Origin of the sequence: Frigidibacter sp. MR17.24 (genome assembly GCF_037095655.1) — a bacterium.
Taxonomy (GTDB): domain Bacteria; phylum Pseudomonadota; class Alphaproteobacteria; order Rhodobacterales; family Rhodobacteraceae; genus Frigidibacter.
The window spans coordinates 265213-281438 of sequence record NZ_JBAWKE010000005.1 but is presented as its reverse complement, the minus strand read 5'-3'; the positions used below and the strand labels follow the sequence as shown (position 1 = coordinate 281438).

Here is a 16226-nt window from a genome sequence, read left to right as displayed (position 1 = left end):
AGGACGAGGAAGCCCCGATCTTCCAGGTCGCCGATTACGGCCTGGTCGGCGACCTCTTCCAGCTCGTCCCGGAACTGACCCAGAAGGTCTGATTGCCGGCCCGCCCATCACGCCTGGCCGTCACGTCGGCTGTGGTCGCGAACAGCGGATCCGTCGGCGTCGGCAAGGACCGGCGGCCGTCGTGGTCCCTAGGCGCATCGGGGACATGCGCCCCGGGATGGCTGCCGGTTCGGGCCCCGTTTGGCCGCGGTCCGGGCCGATCGGGCGCGCGGCCCCGCGACGTGACCGGAGCCCATGCCCCTGCGGGGGGCGCGCGCGCGGGACCCGCGCCGACATCCGCCGGCCCGCGGGCCCGGGCGAGGTCAGGCCGGCGTGACCTCGGCGCGCATGGTGACGCGGCCCGCATCCGATTGCACCCAAAGCTCCTGTCCCGCGCCGCGCGTGGCCCCGTTGACGTGGAACGCGCCGCCGTCGAACAGCGGCGAGGTGCCGCGGAAGCCGAAGCGCGCCGGCATCGCCCCGCCCAGCATGCGCACCGACAGCCCCAGCAGGAACGTGGCCTGCAACGGCCCGTGCACCACGAGCCCGGGATACCCCTCCTCGTCGCGGCAATAGTCGCGGTCGTAGTGGATGCGGTGGCCGTTGAACGTCACGGCGGAATAGCGCGCCAGCAGCACCGGCGTCGCGGCGACGCTGAACGTCTCTTGCGGCGCGGGCAGGTCGGGCGCCGGGGGCGTGCCGCCCGCCGGCGCCTCGAGCGCGCGGTAGACGATGTCGTGGCGCTCGGTCAGCGCGGGGCCGCGCCCGGTCGTGTAGCGGTGGCGCAGCGTGACGAAGCAGAGCGCCCCGGTCCGGCCCTGCTTCAGCACCACCTCCTCGACCTCGGAGTGCCGCCGCACCGTGTCGCCGACCCGGAACGCGTCGGTGAAGGCCAGCTCGCCCCCCGCCCACATCCGGCGCGGCAGCGGCACCGGCGGCAGGAAGCCGCCGCGCGCGGGATGGCCGTCGGGCCCGAGCGCGGACATCGGCGCGATCTCGGGTGACAGGCACCAGTGGATCCCGGGCGGCGCCGGATCGCCCTCGGCAAGCGCGCCGGGCTGGTCCAGCACCGCGGCGAGGCTTCGCGCCAGCCGCGGGCTGATCGTGTCGGTGGTCTCGTGCGTCGATCCGATCCAGCCGCGCAGGTGGTCGACATCCAGGGCGGTGTCCATCGGGGCCTCCGTCAGAACGAGCGCGGCAGGCCCAGCACATGCTCGGCCACGTAGCTCAGGATCAGGTTGGTCGAGATCGGCGCGACCTGGTAGAGCCGGGTCTCGCGGAACTTGCGCTCGACATCGTACTCGCAGGCGAAGCCGAAGCCGCCGTGGGTCTGCAGGCAGACGTTCGCCGCCTCCCAGCTGGCCTTCGCGGCCAGGTACTTGGCCATGTTCGCCTCGGCCCCGCAGGGCAGGCCCGCGTCGAACTTCCGGCAGGCCTCGTAGCGCATCAGGTTCGCGGCCTCGATCTCGATATGGGCCTCGGCGATCGGGAACTGCACGCCCTGGTTCTGGCCGATCGGCCGGTCGAAGACCCGCCGCTCGCGGGCATAGGCGGTGGCGCGGTCGGTGAACCAGTAGCCGTCGCCGATGCATTCGGCCGCGATCAGCGTGCGCTCGGCGTTCAGCCCCGTCAGGATGTACTTGAAGCCCTTGCCCTCCTCGCCGATCAGGTTCTCGACCGGGATCTCGAGATCGTCGAAGAACAGCTCGTTGGTCTCGTGGTTGACCATGTTCAGGATCGGGCGCACCTCCATGCCCTTGCGCATCGCCTCCTTCACGTCGACGAGGAAGATCGACAGCCCCTCGGACTTCCTGGCGACCTGGTCGACCGGGGTGGTGCGCGCGAGCAGGATCATCAGGTCGGAATGCTGGACCCGGCTGATCCAGACCTTCTGGCCGTTGACGACATAGCGATCGCCCCGGCGCACCGCGGTGGTCTTGAGCTTGGTCGTGTCGGTGCCGGTGGTGGGTTCGGTCACGCCCATCGACTGCAGGCGCAGCTCGCCCGTCGCGATCCTGGGCAGGTAGGTCTGCCGCTGTTCCTCGGACCCGTGCCGGATCAGCGTGTTCATGTTGTACATCTGGCCGTGGCAGGCGCCCGAATTTCCGCCCGCGCGGTTGATCTCCTCCATGATGACCGAGGCTTCGGTCAGGCCCAGGCCCGAGCCGCCGTAGGCCTCGGGGATCAGCGCGGCCATCCATCCCTCGCGCGTCAGCGCGTCGACAAAGTCCTCGGGATAGCCGCGCGCCTCGTCGATCTTGCGGTGGTATTCGGCCGGGAAGCCCTCGCAGAGCGCGCGGATGCCCTCGCGGATCTCGGGATAGGACTCGGAAGCGGACTGGATGTCTTTCAACTCGGGAACTCCTGTCATCGGGGGTGCGCCAGGTGCGCGCGCAGGTCGGCCGCCTGACCGAGCGCGCGCAGCCGGGCGAGAAGGTCGTCGGCGCCCGCGTTCAGCACTGGCGTGGCCAGGGCCGCGAATTTCGCGGCGCAGGCCTCGGGGCCGGGGAAGGTCTCGGGCTCGCCGGAGGGGTCGGGGATGCGCAGCGCATGGGTGCGGCCGCGCGCGACGACCGAGAGGGTCGCGCCGAAGGGATGGCGCAGGCCCTCGAGGCTCTCGTCGCGGACCACCTCGGTCCGGTCGGCGATCGCATCGACTTCGGGCGCGCCCAGAAGGTCGTAGTCGTCCCAGCCGAAGCGGCCCCGCATCAGGGCGACGCCGACGGCGAAGGGCATCGAGAACTGGCCCTCGACCACGCTGCGCGCGCGCCGCTTCTCGGCGAGCGGTGCGCCGACCAGCGTGATCCCGTTGCGGTGCAGCCCGACGGTGACCGACGCGACCTCGTCCACCTGCCAGCCGTGGTCGCGGGCAAGGGCGATCAGCCCGTCGACCGCGGCATGGGTGTAGCGGCAGGCGGGGTAGGGCTTGACGCCGATCCGCATCGTCTCCCAGACCGTGCCCAGCCCCTCGGTGGCCCGGGCCGGGACGGCGCCGTCGGAATAGCCGCCAAGGAAGCCGTGCAGGCCGTCGATCGCCTCGGCCGCGCCGACGAAGCCCTCGGCGGCGAGGGTCGCGGCCATCAGCCCCTTCATCGCGGCCTCGCCGACCTGATAGCGCTTGTTCCACGCGCCGTTGACAAGAAATTGCAACGAGCCCGAGGCCTGGCTGGCCGCGACCCCGAAGGCCGAGGCCATCTGCGCGGGGCCAAGCCCGAACAGCCGTCCTGCCGCCGCCGCCGCGCCGAAGGTGCCGGCGGTCGCGGTGGGATGGAAGCCGCGGGCGTAATGCGCGGTCGGGTCCAGCGCCATCCCGAGACGGCAGCAGACCTCGAAGCCGATGACGATCGCGGCCAGCGTCTCGGCGCCCGAGGCCCCGGTCACCTCGGCCGCCGCGAGCGCGGCGGGCACCACCGGCGCGCTGGGGTGCAGCGAGCTGTCGGCATGGGTGTCGTCGAAGTCGAGCGAGTGGCCGAAGGTGCCGTTCAGCAGCGCGGCCGCCGCCGGGCCGTAGCGGCGGTTGAGCCCGAAGACGGTGCAGTCGCCGCCCCCCTCCATCCCCATGCGCCGCAGCATCGCAAGGACGGCCGGGGTCGATTCCGACTGGTTCGCGGCGCGGATCGCCGAGCCGATCAGGTCGATGGTCAGCGCCAGCGCCCGCTGCGGCACCTCGGGCGGCAGCGCGTCGGTCGGGTGGTCGGCGGCGAAGGCGGCAAGGCGTGCGGTGATGCTCATGCCGATGCTCCCGGGTCCTGCACCCGTGCCAGCAGCGCCTGCGCGCGGGCGATCACCGGCGCGTCGACCATCGCGCCGTCGACGGCCACCGCCGCACCGTCCCCGGCGGCGTCGAGCACGCGCCGGGCCCAGCCCGTCTCCTCGTCCGAGGGGGCGAAGCCGGCGCGGGCGGGCGCGATCTGCCCGGGATGGATCAGCAGCTTGCCGCCAAAGCCCATCTCGACCGCGTGGCGGGCATCGTCCTCGATCAGCGCCGCGTCCCGGATCGCCGTGGTCACGCCGTCTATCGGCGGCGGCAGCCCCGCGAGGCGCGAGGCCAGCACCAGCGCCCCCCGCGCCTGCGCCAGCGCAAACCGCGTGTGCCCGATGCCAAGGTCCGCGGCATAGTCGATCGAGCCGAAGGCAAGCCGCGCCGCGGCCTGCGCGATCTCGGCGGCGCGGTCGAGCCCGCGGGCGCTTTCGATCAGCGCCACGACCGGGTGTCCGCCCGCCGCCGCCGCGCGCACCTGCGCCGCGCTTTCGGCCTTCGGCAGCATGATCGCGGCAAGCGGCAGCGCCGCCGCGGCGGCAAGGTCCTCGCCGTGCCAGGGCGTGTCGGCGGCATTGACCCGCAGCAGGACCGGCCCGCCCGCGGCGGCGGCGGCGATCTCCTGCGCCAGGCGGGCGCGGGCGCCGGCCTTGGCCGCGGGCGACACCGCATCCTCGAGGTCGATGCAGACCGCGTCCGCGCCCGCGGCGGCGGCCTTGGCAAAGCGTTCGGGCCGGTCGCCGGGCACGAACAGGGGCAGGCAGATCCGGGCAATCGCTGCGGTCATCGGGCGGACTCCTTGGGGTGACCGCAGAATTCGCGCTGGAGGCTATAATTGCGAATACAATTTAAACTGATAGGCCATATCGGAAATGTATGCCCCGGCGCGGTACGGCGCCGGCGCCGGGGCAGGTCAGGCGCGGGTCAGGGCCGGCGCTCAGCCATGGGTCATCGGGATCGGCACATAGTCGAAGGCGTCGCCCTCGCGCCGGATGTGGCCGAGACCGGGGAAGGGGAAGTGGTAGCCGATCATGCGCGTCTCGTCGGCGCTGGCCATGTCGAACAGCCTGACCCGGGTCTGCGCGGCAAGCTTAGGATCGCTGTCGAAGGCGAATTCCCAGGTCGGGTTCTGGAACAGCAGCGCCGTGTGGTGCACCACGTCGCCCACGTTCAGGAAGCTTTCGTTGCCCGAGCTGATCGCGTAGGACATGTGGCCCATCGTGTGCCCGGGGGTCGAGATCGCGGTGACGCCCGGCAGCACCTCCTGCCCGTCGGTGACGAACAGCATCCGGTCGCGATAGGGCATCAGGTTGCGGCGCGCGCCCTTGACGAAGGTCGGCAGGAAGCCCTCGGCCGAAAGCTTGGCCTCGTCGGTCCAGAACTCGAAATCGGCCTGCGAGATGTGGACCTGCGCATTGGGGAAGTTCAGCGCGCCGCCGTCGCCCACCATGCCCCAGCAGTGGTCGCAATGGGCATGCGTCAGCACGATGTCGTCGACCTGCTCGGGCGCGATCCCGGCGGCGGCGAGGTTGCGGATCAGCCGCCCGGCCTTGTCGCCGAACAGCTGGTCCGACCCCATGCCGCTGTCGAACAGCACCACCCGCTGGTTGATGTTCAGCACCAGCGCGTTCTGCTCGAGCATCATCGGGTCGACCGGCAGGAACTCCTCGGCCATGATCCGGGCGATGTCCTCGGGCGGGGCGGCCGGGAACTGGGCGTTGGCCGACCCGAGGTCGAGCAGCCCGTCCGAGATGATCGTGGCCTCGATGTCGCCGATCGCGAAAGCGGTACCAGCCCGGCACCGTGGTCCCGAGCGGCGGGGCCTTGGCAAGGGCCGGCGGCGCCACCGCCGCCAGTCCCGCGGCGCCGGCAGACAGAAGCAGGTGCCGGCGGCTCAGCGCCGGCGTGGTCAGATGTGCCATAACTTGTCCTCCACTCGCCCCGTCCTCCACGGAGCGCGGGACGAGCGTAAGCCCGGCGCGAAACCCGGCCCAAAGAGCGATTTGCGATGGCGCCGATAACGAAAGGTTTCCGCTGCCGGGCGCGCCCCGGCGGAGTCCGGCACCGGCGTGGACAGGCCGCGTCCCGTGCCGGCGGGTTGCGGCAGGGCAGGGCGGGCCTTGGCGGCGCGCCATACATTCCCGTTATGGTGGCCGTAGAAAGCTGTTATTTGATGTGATCGCTTGGATCGCGGATCGTCTCGGGGACCCCCCGCGCCCGGCGGGGGACCTTCGAAACGGACCCGAACATGGCCCCCAAAGACCTCGCCGGACTTCTCGTCGTCTCTGTCGAACAGGCGGTCGCGGCGCCCTATTGCGCCTCGCGCCTGGCGGAGGCCGGCGCGCGGGTGATCAAGATCGAACGTCCGGAGGGTGATTTCGCCCGCGGCTACGACCGGCTCGTCCACGGCGAGAGCGCCTATTTCGCCTGGCTCAACCGCGGCAAGGAATCGGTCTGCCTCGACCTGCGCGACGCGGCGGCGAAGGCGACGCTCGCGCGGATGATCGACGCGGCCGACGTGTTCATCCAGAACCTCGCGCCCGGGGCCATCGAGCGCCTGGGCTTCGACCCCGAGGCGCTGCGCGCCCGCAATCCGCGGCTCATCACCGTCTCGATCTCGGGCTATGGCGACGACGGTCCGTTCCGCGAGCTGAAGGCCTACGACCTGCTGGTGCAGGCTGAAAGCGGGCTGTCCTCGATCACCGGCAGCGGCGAGGAGATGGCGCGGGTCGGCGTCTCGGTCTGCGACATCGCGGCGGGGATGACCGCGCATCAGGCGGTGCTGCAGGCGCTGTACGCGCGGCACACCACCGGCCGCGGCCGCCATGTCGCGGTCTCGCTGTTCCACGCGCTGAGCGACTGGATGAACGTGCCCTACCTGCAATACGTCTACGGCGGCAAGACGCCGGTGCGCTCGGGCCTCAGCCATCCGACGATCGCGCCCTACGGCGCCTTCGCGGGCAGTGACGGCAAGCTGGTGCTGCTCTCGATCCAGAACGAACGCGAATGGGCCAACCTGTGCACCAAGGTGCTGGAGCGGCCCGAGATCGCGAGCGACCCGCGCTTTGCCGACAATTCCGCGCGGGTCGCGCATCGCCCGGCGCTGGACGGGCTGATCGCCGAACTCTTCGCCCGCCACAGCCGCGACGAGCTTGCCGCCCGGCTGCACGCGGCCAACATCGCCTTCGGCCGCGTCTCCGATCTCGAGGATCTGTCGCGCCATCCCCAGAACCGCTACGTCACCATCGACAGCCCCACCGGCCCGGTGCGGATGCTGGCCCCCGGCGCGCTGATCGACGACACGCCGCCCGACCTTGGCGCGGTGCCTGCCCTTGGCGAACATACCGAGGCGGTGCTGCGCGAGTTCGGCCCGCTGGCGGCGGAGTAGGGCGATGGCCGCGCTGAATGCCGATCCGCTGCGCCGGGGCCGGACGCTCAAGCACGACGTCGCCGAGGCGCTGGCCGACGAGCTTCGCGCGCTCGGCGCCCGGCGGGTGCTCGACATCGGCTGCGGTGGCGGCATGATCGCGGGGCAGCTGGTGGCGCGCGGGTTCGAGGTCACCGGCATCGACCCCGACGCGGCGCAGATCGACCATGCGCGCCGCATCGCGCCCGCCGCGCGGTTCCAGGCGATCGGGATCGAGGCCCTGCCGCCCGAGCTTGGCGGCTTCGACGCGGCGATCATGGTCAACTCGCTGCACCACGTGCCGGGGCCGGCGATGCAGCCGGCACTGGCCCGGGCGCTGGCCGCGGCCGGGCATCTGGTGATCTGCGAGCCGGCGGCGGCGGGCAGCTTCTTTCGCGTGATGCAGCCGGTCGAGGACGAGACCGCGGTCCGGGCCGAGGCCGTCGCCGCGATCGAGGCCGTGATCGCGGCGCGGGGGGCGGAACTCGTGGACCTCAAGCGCTGGGACCGCGAGACGCGGTTCGACGGGCTCGAGGCCTTCGTCGCCTATCTCATGCGGGCCGATCCGGAGCGCGAGCGGCTTGCGCAGGAGAACCGGGCGTCGCTGCGCCGGGCCTGGCGCGAGAACATCGAGCTGCGCGACGGCCAGGCGGTGCTGACCCAGCCGATCATCTGCTGGACGCTGCGTCGCGCGCCCTAGCCCGCGCGCCCCGGCGGGCAGACCCTTGTCGCCCGTCGCGGGCCGGATACGATCACCCCATGGATCTCCGGCAGCTTCGCTATTTCATCGCCATCGTCGAACAGGGGTCGTTCTCGCAGGCGGCGTCGTTCCTCAATATCGCCCAGCCCGCGCTGTCGCTGCACGTGCGCAACATGGAGCGGGACCTGGGCACGGCGCTGCTGTACCGCAGCCCCAAGGGCGTCGCCCCGACGGAGGCGGGCGAGATCCTGCTGCGCAATGCCCGCATCATCCTCAACCAGATGACCATCGCCGAGGAGGAGATCCGCGGCCATGACAGCGACCCGGCCGGGGTGGTGCGCGTCGGCCTGCCCGGCACGATCAGCGAGATCCTCTCGGTGCCGCTGATCGTCGCCGCGCACCGCCGCTATCCCTCGATCCAGCTGCGTCTGGCCGAGGCGATGAGCGGCTTCGTCGCCGAGTGGCTGACGGATGCGCGCATCGACCTCGCGCTGGTCTACGGCCAGTCCGAGGGGCAGAACCTCGCCCTGCTCGAGGTGCTGTCGGAGGAGCTGGTGTTCTTCTGCCGCCGGGTCGACGCCGCGGGTCTGGGCCTGCCGCCCGAGGGGCTGGCGCTGCCCTTCGCGCGCCTGGCCGAGATCCCGCTGATCGTGCCGGGGCAGGCGCACGGGCTGCGGATCCTGCTGAACGAGGCGGCGCTTGCGCGGCAGAGCCGGCTGAGCGTGGCGATCGAGGTCGACAGCTATTCCAACATCAAGGAGCTGGTGAGGGCGGGGTTCGGCTGCTCGATCCTGCCGCGCAACGGCATCAAGCGCGAGCTGGCGGCGGGCGAGATGCAGTGCTGGTCGATCGAGGCGCCGCAGATCCGGCGCTCGGCCTTCCTCGCGCATTCCGAGGACCGACCGATGACCAATGCCGTCTCGGCCGTGCACCACCTGATCCAGGACGTGCTGCGCGACCTGCTGGCGACCGGGACCTGGGCCGGCGCCACGGCCGCCGAGGGGATCGTCCAGGGGAGCACCCAAGGCAGCGCGGCCCCCGCGCGCTGATCTTCCGGCCCGCCCGGCCAAGCCATCCACTCCGTCGTACGACGCCGTCCCGTTCCACGCGGGCCATAAGTCGTGGCTGCAGCAAACGCGTCATCCAGACAGGGAAGTTATGGGGGCCAGCATTATTCTCAATTTGAACCGGGGCGGATCTGGCTGCGATGATCGCTGCAGCTCCCGAGGGAGGAACCAGTGTTCCGGGAGCGGGAGGAGAACAAAATGCATTTCACAACCACGCCTTTTCGGCGCGGCCCCGGCTCTGTTGCCGCCGCGCTGCTGCTGAGCTCTGCGCTGACCGGAGGGGCTGCGCTGGCGCAGGACAAGCCGGCAGAGCTGAACATCGGCATCACCACCTACAGTTCGGGCCCGGCCTCGGTCTTCGGCGTGCCCGCGCGCCACGCGGCCGAGATGCTGGCCGAACAGCTCAATGCCCGCGGCGGCATCGACGGCGTTCCGGTCAAGCTGACCTTCATCGACGAGGGGGCCGGGCTCGAGACGCTGCTGGCCGAGTACCGGCGCCTGGCCGAGGACGTGGGCGTCGACGTGATGTTCGCCTCGATCTCGTCGGGGATCTGCAACAAGATCGCGCCCCTGGCCGAGGATCTTGAAGTGCTGAACTTCATGTGGGACTGCGGCACCCAGAAGATCCTCGAGGATGACGATTACGACTACGTCTTCCGCACCCAGGCCAATGCCACGCCCGAGGTTCTCGCGCCGCTGGCCTACCTTCTCAAGACCCATCCCGACTTCAAGACCATCGCCGTCGTCAACCAGGACTATGCCTGGGGCCGCGACAGCTGGCAGATCTTCTCGGAGGCGCTGAAGAAAGAGCGCCCCGACGTCGAGGTGGTGGCGGAACTCTTCCCCGCCTTCGGCGCGCCCGACTTCTCGGCCGAGGTGTCGCGGCTGCAGGCGCTGAAGCCCGACGTGATCCTGTCGACCTCGTGGGGGGGCGATCTGGACACCTTCGTGCGCCAGGCCCAGCAGCGCGGGCTGTTCGAGCAGTCGACCTTCGTGCTGGCCCTTGCCGAAAGCTCGCTCGAGCGGCTGGGCGACGCGCTGCCTGACGGCGTGATCGTGGCGGCGCGGGGGGATCACTACTTCCTGCATCCCGAACGCCGCGACGAGCCGGAGTTCAAGCAGTTCACCGACGACTTCAAGGCGCGCACCGGGTCCTATCCGATCTATTCGGTCTACCACATGGCGCAGGCCTTCGCCGCGCTCGAGGCCGCCTATGACAAGGCGATCGAGACCACCGGCGGCTGGCCCGACAAGGATCAGGTGGCCGAGGCGATGGTCGGGCTGGAGTTCCAGGGCTTCGGCCGGCCGCTGACGGTGCGCGAGGACGGCCAGTCGGTCGAGGCGCAGCTGGTGGGCACCACCGGCACCGACCCGGCCTATCCGTTCCGCGTCATCAAGGACATCGAGATCTACGACGGCGGAAGCCTGATGCCGCCGGTCGGCACCACCTCGCTCGACTGGATCTCGGAGTTCGAGCCCGGCACGCTCGATCTCGAGGGCAAGGCCTACGACCCGAGCTGACCCGGTTGCGACCGGGCGCCGCCGCGTGGCGACGCCCGGGCCGCCTCTTCCCGATCGTGCCCCCGCGCGGGCCCTTGGAATGAAGCCATGACACTGAACCTTGTCGTCCTGGCGCTGCTGGACGGGGTCGCCTATGCGGCGCTGCTGTTCCTGGTGGCGGTGGGCCTGACCCTGATCTTCGGCGTGCTGGGCATCCTCAACATCGCCCACGGCAGCCTCTATGCGATCGGTGCCTATGTCACCGCGACGCTTGGCCAGTGGCTGGTGGCGGCCGGGTACAACCCCTGGCTGACCTTCCCGGCGCTGGTCGTGGCGGCGGTGGTGGTGGGGGTCGTGCTGGGCGGCGCGATCGAGCGGCTGCTGCTGCAGCGGATCTATTCCAAGGAGCCGATCCTGCAGCTTCTGGTCACCTTCGCGGTGTTCATGATCCTCGAGAACCTGCAGCGGATGATCTGGGGCGTGCAGCCCTATTACATGTCCGAGCCGCTGACGCTGCTGGGCAACGTCTCGGTGCTGGGCATCAATTACACCGCCTATCAGGTGCTGTTCCTGCCGCTGGCGGCGGTGGCGGTGCTGATCGGCCTGCGGTGGTTCCTGCGCCACACCAGCATGGGGGCGCAGATCCTTGCGGTGACCGAGGACCGCGAGGCCGCGACCGCGATCGGCATCAACGCCACCCGCGTCTACCTGATGACCTTCATCCTAGGCGCCTGCTTCGCCGCGCTTGGCGGCGCGCTGGCCACGCCCACGACCTCGCTCGTCACCGGGATGGGGGCGAACATGATCGTGCTGTCCTTCGCCGTCGCCGCGACCGCCGGGCTTGGCCAGATCGAGGGCGCGGCGATCTCGGCGCTGATGATCGGCATCGCGCGGTCCTTCGCCGTCTATCTCAGCCCCGAGCTTGAGGTGATCATGCCCTATCTCATCATGGTGCTGGTGCTGCTGGTCCGCCCCTCCGGCCTCTTCGGCCGCGAAACGGTGAGGAAGATCTGATGCGCCCGGCCCTGATCGCCTTCCTCGTGCTGCTCGCCGTCCTCGCGGGACTGCCGTTCTACGCCGACAACCTGACGGTCTTCGTGACCATGTGCCTGGCCAAGAGCCTGGCGGTGCTGGGGATCCTCGTGCTGATCCGCGCCGACCAGGTGTCCTTCGGCCATGCGATGTACTTCGCCATCGGCGCCTATGCCGCGGCCTTCCTGTCGTCGGCCTGGCGCGACATCGACCTGACGCTGCTGGTGCTGGCGGCGATGGCTGCCTCGATGGTGGCGGGTCTGCTGGTCGGGCTGTTCGTCACCCGCTATCGCGGCATCTTCTTCGGGATGATCAATCTCGCCTTCTCGATGGTGCTCTACTCGATCCTCGAAAAGGCCTTCCACATCACCGGCGGGTCGGACGGGATGCGCATCCGCCGCCCGACGCTGATGGGGTTCGAGTTCAAGCGCGCGGAATTCGACATCGTGATGTTCTACGTCTCGCTCGGGATCGCCGCGGTCTGCTTCCTGCTGGTCTGGCGCTACCTGCGCTCGCCGCTCGGGCAGGCGCTGCGGGCGGTGAAGACGAACGAGACCCGGCTGGAATACCTGGGCCTGTCGGCACGGCACGTGCTGCTGGCGGGCTATGTCGTCTCGGCGGTGCTGTGCGGGCTGGGTGGGGTGCTGATGGGCACGGTGCAGGGCCTGGCCACGCCCGAACACGGGTTCTGGTCGCGCTCGGCCGAGCTGGTGTTCATCGCGGTGCTGGGCGGGCAGGGCCATGTGGCGGGCGCCTTCGCCGGCACGGTGATCTTCGAGACCGTGCGCACCTTCGCCGCCGCGATCCTCGACGACAGCTGGCAGCTGATCCTGGGGGTCGTGCTGATCGCGATCATCCTGTGGGCGCCGGGCGGGCTGGTGGAACTGTGGCAGCGCGCGACGCGGCGGCGCCCGCGGCCGGCGTCCGAGCCGGTGGAGACCGGCCGGCAGAGCATGGAGGTGCGGCGATGAGCGGTGGCGAACTGCTTCTGCGGGCCGAGGGGCTGAAGCTGCGCTTTGGCGGCATCATCGCGGCGGACGGAATCGACCTGTCGCTGCACGAGGGCGAGCACCTTGCGATCATCGGGCCGAACGGTGCGGGCAAGACGACGTTCCTCAACATCTGCACCGGCTACCTGACGCCGCAGGGCGGCCGGGTGACGCTGGGCGGGCGCGAGATCACCGGCCAGCCGCCACGGCGCATCACCCGCGCCGGCGTCGCCCGGGCCTTCCAGATCCCGCAGCTGTTCACCGAGCAGACGGTGCTTGAGAACATGCTGATCGCGGGGGCGGCCCATGCCCGGCGCTGGAACCCGCTGCGCGACCTGCACGCGATCCCCGAGCGGCGCGCGATGGAGGAGATGCTGGAGCTGGTGGGTTGCACCGACGTGCGCGACCGGCTGGCCTCGGAACTGCCGGAGGGCAAGCGCAAGCTTGTCGACATCGCGCTGGCACTCGCGCTGAAACCGAAGGTGCTGCTGATGGACGAGCCGACATCGGGCGTCGCCTCGGCCGACAAGTTCGGGGTGATGGAGGTGCTGATGAACGCGCTGCGCGCGGCCAGGGTCAGCTCGGTCTTCGTCGAGCACGACATGGAGATGGTGCGCCTCTACGCGACGCGGGTCGCGGTCTGGGCGCAGGGGGTGATCCAGATGACCGGCAGGCCCGAGGTCGTGCTGAACGACCCCGACGTGATCCGCAACGTGATCGGGGGTGGACATGCTTGACCTGAGATCCGTCGACGCCTCGATCGGCGCGATCCCGATCCTGCGCGGCATCACCTTCTCGGTCGATCCGGCCGAGACGGTGGCGCTGGTCGGGCGCAACGGCGCGGGCAAGACCACGCTTCTGCGCACGATCATGGGCTTCACCGCCAGCCGGGGCACGCTGCGCTTCCAGGGGGCCGATCTCGCCGCGGTCGCGCCGCACCTGCGCCCGGGGCTTGGCATCGGCTACGCGCCCGAGGACCGGCGGCTGTTCTCGCGCTTCACCATCACAGAGAACATCCTGCTGCCGGCCCGGGTGGCGCGCCTCGACGAGGCCGAGACCCGGCGCAGGCTCGACCGGATCTATCAGGTGATGCCCGAGCTTGAGACGCTGGGGCCGCGCCCGGCGGGCTCGGTCTCGGGCGGACAGGGCAAGATGGTGGCGCTGGGGCGGGCGCTGATGCTCTCGACGCGGCTGCTGATGCTGGACGAGCCGTTCCAGGGCCTCGCCCCGGTGCTGGCGGGGCGCTACGCCGAGGCGCTTGGCCGCCTGCGCGAGATCGACCCGACGCTGGCCATCATCATCACCGAATCCAACCCCGAGCTGCTGGACAGCTTCGCCTCGCGCGTCATCACCGTCGAGCGGGGCCAGATCGACAGCGACATCACCAAGGAAAGGGTCGCCGCATGACACTCGACTTTCCCCGCGCCGCGCGGGTGACCCCCGCGAAGGGCGTGTTCATCGACAACGAATGGCGCGCCGTCGCGCGCACGATCCCGGTGGTGGCCCCGGCCGAGGGCGTGGTCTTCGCCGAGATCGCCGCGGGCGGCGCGGCCGAGATCGACGCGGCCGTGGCCGCCGCGCGCCGCGCCTTCGAGGGCGGCGCGTGGTCGCGGCTGTCGGCGACCGAGCGCGGGCGGCTGCTGTCGCGGCTGGGCCAGCTGATCCTCGACAATTTCGACGAGCTGGCGGCGCTCGAGGCGCGCGACTGCGGCAAGCCCATGAAGACCGCGCGCGCCGACATCGAGGCGGCGGCGCGCTACTTCGAATTCTATGGCGGCGCGGCGGACAAGGTGCATGGCGAGCAGATCCCGTTCCAGCGCGGCTATTACGTCACCGGCGAGCGCGACCCTCTGGGCGTCACCGGCCACATCATCCCCTGGAACTACCCCGCGCAGATGATCGGGCGCACGCTGGGCCCGGCGCTGGCGATGGGCAACGCGACGGTGCTGAAGCCGGCCGAGGACGCCTGCCTCACGCCGCTGCGCATCGCCGAACTGGCGGCCGAGGCCGGCTTCCCGCCGGGGGCGATCAACGTCGTGCCGGGCTATGGCCACGAGGCGGGCCAGGCGCTGGCCGACCATCCGGGCATCGACTTCATCGCCTTCACGGGCTCGCCGCGGGTGGGCGTGATGATCCAGACGGCGGCGGCGCAGAACCACATCGGCTGCGTGCTGGAACTGGGCGGCAAGTCGCCGCAGATCCTGTTCGAGGATGCCGATCTGGAGGCGGCGCTGCCGGTCGTCGTCGGCGCGATCGTGCAGAACGCGGGCCAGACCTGTTCCGCGGGGGCGCGCCTTCTGGTGCACAAGGGGCTGTGGGACCGGCTGATGCCGATGGTGGCCGAGCGCTTCGCCGCGCTGCGCGCAGGCGCGCCCGACGACACGCCGGACCTTGGCCCGATCATCAGCGCCCGCCAGCAGGCGGCGGTGCAGTCCTTCATCGCCCGGGCCGAGGCCGAGGGCGTGCCGGTCATCGCCCGCGGTGCGCGGCAGGAGGCGGCGCCCGAGGGCGGCTTCTACGTCGATCCGGTCGTCTTCGGCCCGGTGCCACGCGACAACGCGCTTGCCCGCGACGAGGTCTTCGGGCCGGTCCTGGCCGCGATCCCGTTCGAAGACGAGGCCGATGCGGTCGCCCTGGCCAACGGCACCGACTACGGGCTGATCGCCGGGGTCTGGACCCGCGACACCGCGCGCGCGATCCGCGTCGCGCGGCAGATCCGGGCCGGGCAGGTCTATGTCAACGCCTACGGCGCGGGGGGCGGGATCGAGCTTCCCTTCGGCGGCGTCAAGAAATCCGGCCACGGCCGCGAGAAGGGCTTCGAGGCCCTCTATGAATTCTCGGCACTCAAGACACTGGTGATCAAGCATGACTGAACACGGCAGAAGCTGGACCGAGGGCACGGCCCTCGGCAAGGGACGGCTCGAGGGCAAGGTCGCGGTGGTGACCGGCGCGGGCGGTGGGTTCGGCGAGGGCATCGCGCGGCTTTTCGCGGCCGAGGGCGCGAAGGTCGGCGTGCTCGACCTGCGGGCGGATGCGGCGGCGGCGGTCGCCGGGTCGATCGGCGACAGCGCGATCGCGCTCGCGGCCGACGTGACCGACGCGGCGCAGATGCAGGCCGCGGTCGACGCGGTCGTCGAGCGGTTCGGCGCACCCGACATCTTCGTCAACAACGCCGGCTGGACCCATCGCAACAAACCGATGATGGAGGTCACCGAAGAGGAGTTCGACCGCGTCTACGCGATCAACGTGAAGTCGATCTTCCTGATGAGCCGGATCATCGTGCCGATGATGCGCGCCAAGGGCGGCGGGTCGATCGTCAACATCGGGTCGGTCGCCGGGATCCGACCGCGCCCGGGGCTGACCTGGTACAACTCGACCAAGGGCGCGGTGAACATCCTGTCGCAGTCGATGGCGGTGGAGCTTGCGCCGGACCGGATCCGGGTGAACGCGATCTGCCCGGTGATGGGCGAGACCGGGCTGCTCGAGGCGTTCATGGGCGTCCCCGACACGCCCGAGAACCGCGCCCGTTTCATCGCCACGATCCCGATGGGCCGGATGTCGCGCCCCGAGGACATCGCGCGGGCGACGCTGTACCTTGCGTCGGACGATGCCGAGTTCATCACCGGCGTGTTGCTTCCGGTCGATGGCGGACGCACGATCTGAACCGCCCGGCCTGACCCGCCCTGCCTGACCCCGATCGCCGACCACCGCGTGCTGAATTCGACGCCCCGCC

General features: G+C 70.7%; 16 protein-coding genes. 11 read left to right on the top strand and 5 right to left on the bottom strand.

What is annotated here, in order from left to right; all coding sequences use genetic code 11:
- Positions 1 to 92: electron transfer flavoprotein subunit alpha (locus V8J39_RS17110; protein ID WP_336462166.1), on the top strand; the 92-nt coding region annotated here is incomplete at its 5' end.
- Between the two features lie 270 nt (positions 93 to 362).
- Here V8J39_RS17110 and V8J39_RS17105 read toward each other — a convergent pair.
- The 5 genes from V8J39_RS17105 to V8J39_RS17085 form a co-directional block, all read right to left on the bottom strand.
- Entirely contained in the window at positions 363 to 1211 is an 849-nt protein-coding gene (locus tag V8J39_RS17105) for an FAS1-like dehydratase domain-containing protein (RefSeq protein WP_336462158.1), read from the bottom strand.
- 11 nt (positions 1212 to 1222) lie between these two features.
- Positions 1223 to 2383, bottom strand: coding sequence for an acyl-CoA dehydrogenase family protein (locus V8J39_RS17100; RefSeq protein ID WP_336462165.1), 1161 nt, complete (start codon positions 2381 to 2383; stop codon positions 1223 to 1225).
- Between the two features lie 23 nt (positions 2384 to 2406).
- Complete coding sequence (locus V8J39_RS17095) at positions 2407 to 3771, bottom strand: MmgE/PrpD family protein (RefSeq protein ID WP_336462157.1); 1365 nt, start codon at positions 3769 to 3771, stop codon at positions 2407 to 2409.
- Positions 3768 to 4586: an HpcH/HpaI aldolase/citrate lyase family protein gene (locus V8J39_RS17090; RefSeq protein WP_336462156.1), complete on the bottom strand. Its 819-nt coding sequence runs from the start codon at positions 4584 to 4586 to the stop codon at positions 3768 to 3770. The genes V8J39_RS17095 and V8J39_RS17090 overlap by 4 nt, the downstream gene beginning before the upstream one ends.
- A 150-nt stretch (positions 4587 to 4736) precedes the next feature.
- Positions 4737 to 5630 (bottom strand): MBL fold metallo-hydrolase, encoded by an 894-nt coding sequence (locus V8J39_RS17085; RefSeq protein ID WP_336462155.1) that lies wholly within the window; start codon positions 5628 to 5630, stop codon positions 4737 to 4739.
- Positions 5631 to 6047: 417 nt separating this feature from the next.
- On the opposite strand from V8J39_RS17085, the gene V8J39_RS17080 reads away from it, so the two are divergent.
- The 10 genes from V8J39_RS17080 (at position 6048) to V8J39_RS17035 (ending at position 16156) form a co-directional block, all read left to right on the top strand.
- On the top strand, positions 6048 to 7187 hold the full coding sequence (locus V8J39_RS17080) for a CaiB/BaiF CoA transferase family protein (protein ID WP_336462154.1): 1140 nt from the start codon (positions 6048 to 6050) through the stop codon (positions 7185 to 7187).
- A 4-nt stretch (positions 7188 to 7191) separates the two neighbouring features.
- Entirely contained in the window at positions 7192 to 7905 is a 714-nt protein-coding gene (locus V8J39_RS17075; protein WP_336462153.1) for a class I SAM-dependent methyltransferase, read from the top strand.
- A gap of 59 nt (positions 7906 to 7964) precedes the next feature.
- Entirely contained in the window at positions 7965 to 8954 is a 990-nt protein-coding gene (locus V8J39_RS17070) for a LysR substrate-binding domain-containing protein (protein ID WP_336462152.1), read from the top strand.
- 216 nt (positions 8955 to 9170) lie between these two features.
- The gene (locus V8J39_RS17065; RefSeq protein ID WP_336462151.1) at positions 9171 to 10493 is read left to right on the top strand and encodes an ABC transporter substrate-binding protein; all 1323 of its coding nucleotides are present in this window, start codon (positions 9171 to 9173) and stop codon (positions 10491 to 10493) included.
- 87 nt (positions 10494 to 10580) lie between these two features.
- The gene (locus V8J39_RS17060) at positions 10581 to 11486 is read left to right on the top strand and encodes a branched-chain amino acid ABC transporter permease (RefSeq protein WP_336462150.1); all 906 of its coding nucleotides are present in this window, start codon (positions 10581 to 10583) and stop codon (positions 11484 to 11486) included.
- Positions 11486 to 12475 carry a branched-chain amino acid ABC transporter permease gene (locus V8J39_RS17055; protein ID WP_336462149.1) on the top strand — a complete coding sequence of 330 codons (990 nt, stop codon included), beginning with the start codon at positions 11486 to 11488 and terminating at the stop codon, positions 12473 to 12475. The genes V8J39_RS17060 and V8J39_RS17055 overlap by 1 nt, the downstream gene beginning before the upstream one ends.
- A complete protein-coding gene (locus V8J39_RS17050; RefSeq protein ID WP_336462148.1) occupies positions 12472 to 13230 on the top strand; it encodes an ABC transporter ATP-binding protein in 759 nt (252 codons plus the stop codon). The genes V8J39_RS17055 and V8J39_RS17050 overlap by 4 nt, the downstream gene beginning before the upstream one ends.
- Positions 13223 to 13900 carry an ABC transporter ATP-binding protein gene (locus tag V8J39_RS17045; RefSeq protein ID WP_336462147.1) on the top strand — a complete coding sequence of 226 codons (678 nt, stop codon included), beginning with the start codon at positions 13223 to 13225 and terminating at the stop codon, positions 13898 to 13900. Before V8J39_RS17050 ends, V8J39_RS17045 begins: the two co-directional genes overlap by 8 nt.
- Entirely contained in the window at positions 13897 to 15366 is a 1470-nt protein-coding gene (locus V8J39_RS17040; protein WP_336462146.1) for an aldehyde dehydrogenase family protein, read from the top strand. Before V8J39_RS17045 ends, V8J39_RS17040 begins: the two co-directional genes overlap by 4 nt.
- Positions 15359 to 16156, top strand: a complete 798-nt coding sequence (locus V8J39_RS17035; protein WP_336462145.1) for a glucose 1-dehydrogenase — start codon at positions 15359 to 15361, stop codon at positions 16154 to 16156. Before V8J39_RS17040 ends, V8J39_RS17035 begins: the two co-directional genes overlap by 8 nt.
- The last annotated feature ends 70 nt before the right edge of the window (positions 16157 to 16226 follow it).

Excerpts from the sequence above, each read along its gene's own strand:
- V8J39_RS17105 (WP_336462158.1), bottom strand. The coding sequence starts at position 1,211 with ATGGACACCGCCCTGGATGTCGACCACCTGCGCGGCTGGATCGGATCG.
- V8J39_RS17045 (WP_336462147.1), top strand. The coding sequence starts at position 13,223 with ATGCTTGACCTGAGATCCGTCGACGCCTCGATCGGCGCGATCCCGATC.
- V8J39_RS17065 (WP_336462151.1), top strand. The coding sequence starts at position 9,171 with ATGCATTTCACAACCACGCCTTTTCGGCGCGGCCCCGGCTCTGTTGCC.
- V8J39_RS17080 (WP_336462154.1), top strand. The coding sequence starts at position 6,048 with ATGGCCCCCAAAGACCTCGCCGGACTTCTCGTCGTCTCTGTCGAACAG.
- V8J39_RS17040 (WP_336462146.1), top strand. The coding sequence starts at position 13,897 with ATGACACTCGACTTTCCCCGCGCCGCGCGGGTGACCCCCGCGAAGGGC.
- V8J39_RS17055 (WP_336462149.1), top strand. The coding sequence starts at position 11,486 with ATGCGCCCGGCCCTGATCGCCTTCCTCGTGCTGCTCGCCGTCCTCGCG.
- V8J39_RS17060 (WP_336462150.1), top strand. The coding sequence starts at position 10,581 with ATGACACTGAACCTTGTCGTCCTGGCGCTGCTGGACGGGGTCGCCTAT.
- V8J39_RS17035 (WP_336462145.1), top strand. The coding sequence starts at position 15,359 with ATGACTGAACACGGCAGAAGCTGGACCGAGGGCACGGCCCTCGGCAAG.
- V8J39_RS17070 (WP_336462152.1), top strand. The coding sequence starts at position 7,965 with ATGGATCTCCGGCAGCTTCGCTATTTCATCGCCATCGTCGAACAGGGG.
- V8J39_RS17090 (WP_336462156.1), bottom strand. The coding sequence starts at position 4,586 with ATGACCGCAGCGATTGCCCGGATCTGCCTGCCCCTGTTCGTGCCCGGC.
- V8J39_RS17095 (WP_336462157.1), bottom strand. The coding sequence starts at position 3,771 with ATGAGCATCACCGCACGCCTTGCCGCCTTCGCCGCCGACCACCCGACC.
- V8J39_RS17050 (WP_336462148.1), top strand. The coding sequence starts at position 12,472 with ATGAGCGGTGGCGAACTGCTTCTGCGGGCCGAGGGGCTGAAGCTGCGC.
- V8J39_RS17075 (WP_336462153.1), top strand. The coding sequence starts at position 7,192 with ATGGCCGCGCTGAATGCCGATCCGCTGCGCCGGGGCCGGACGCTCAAG.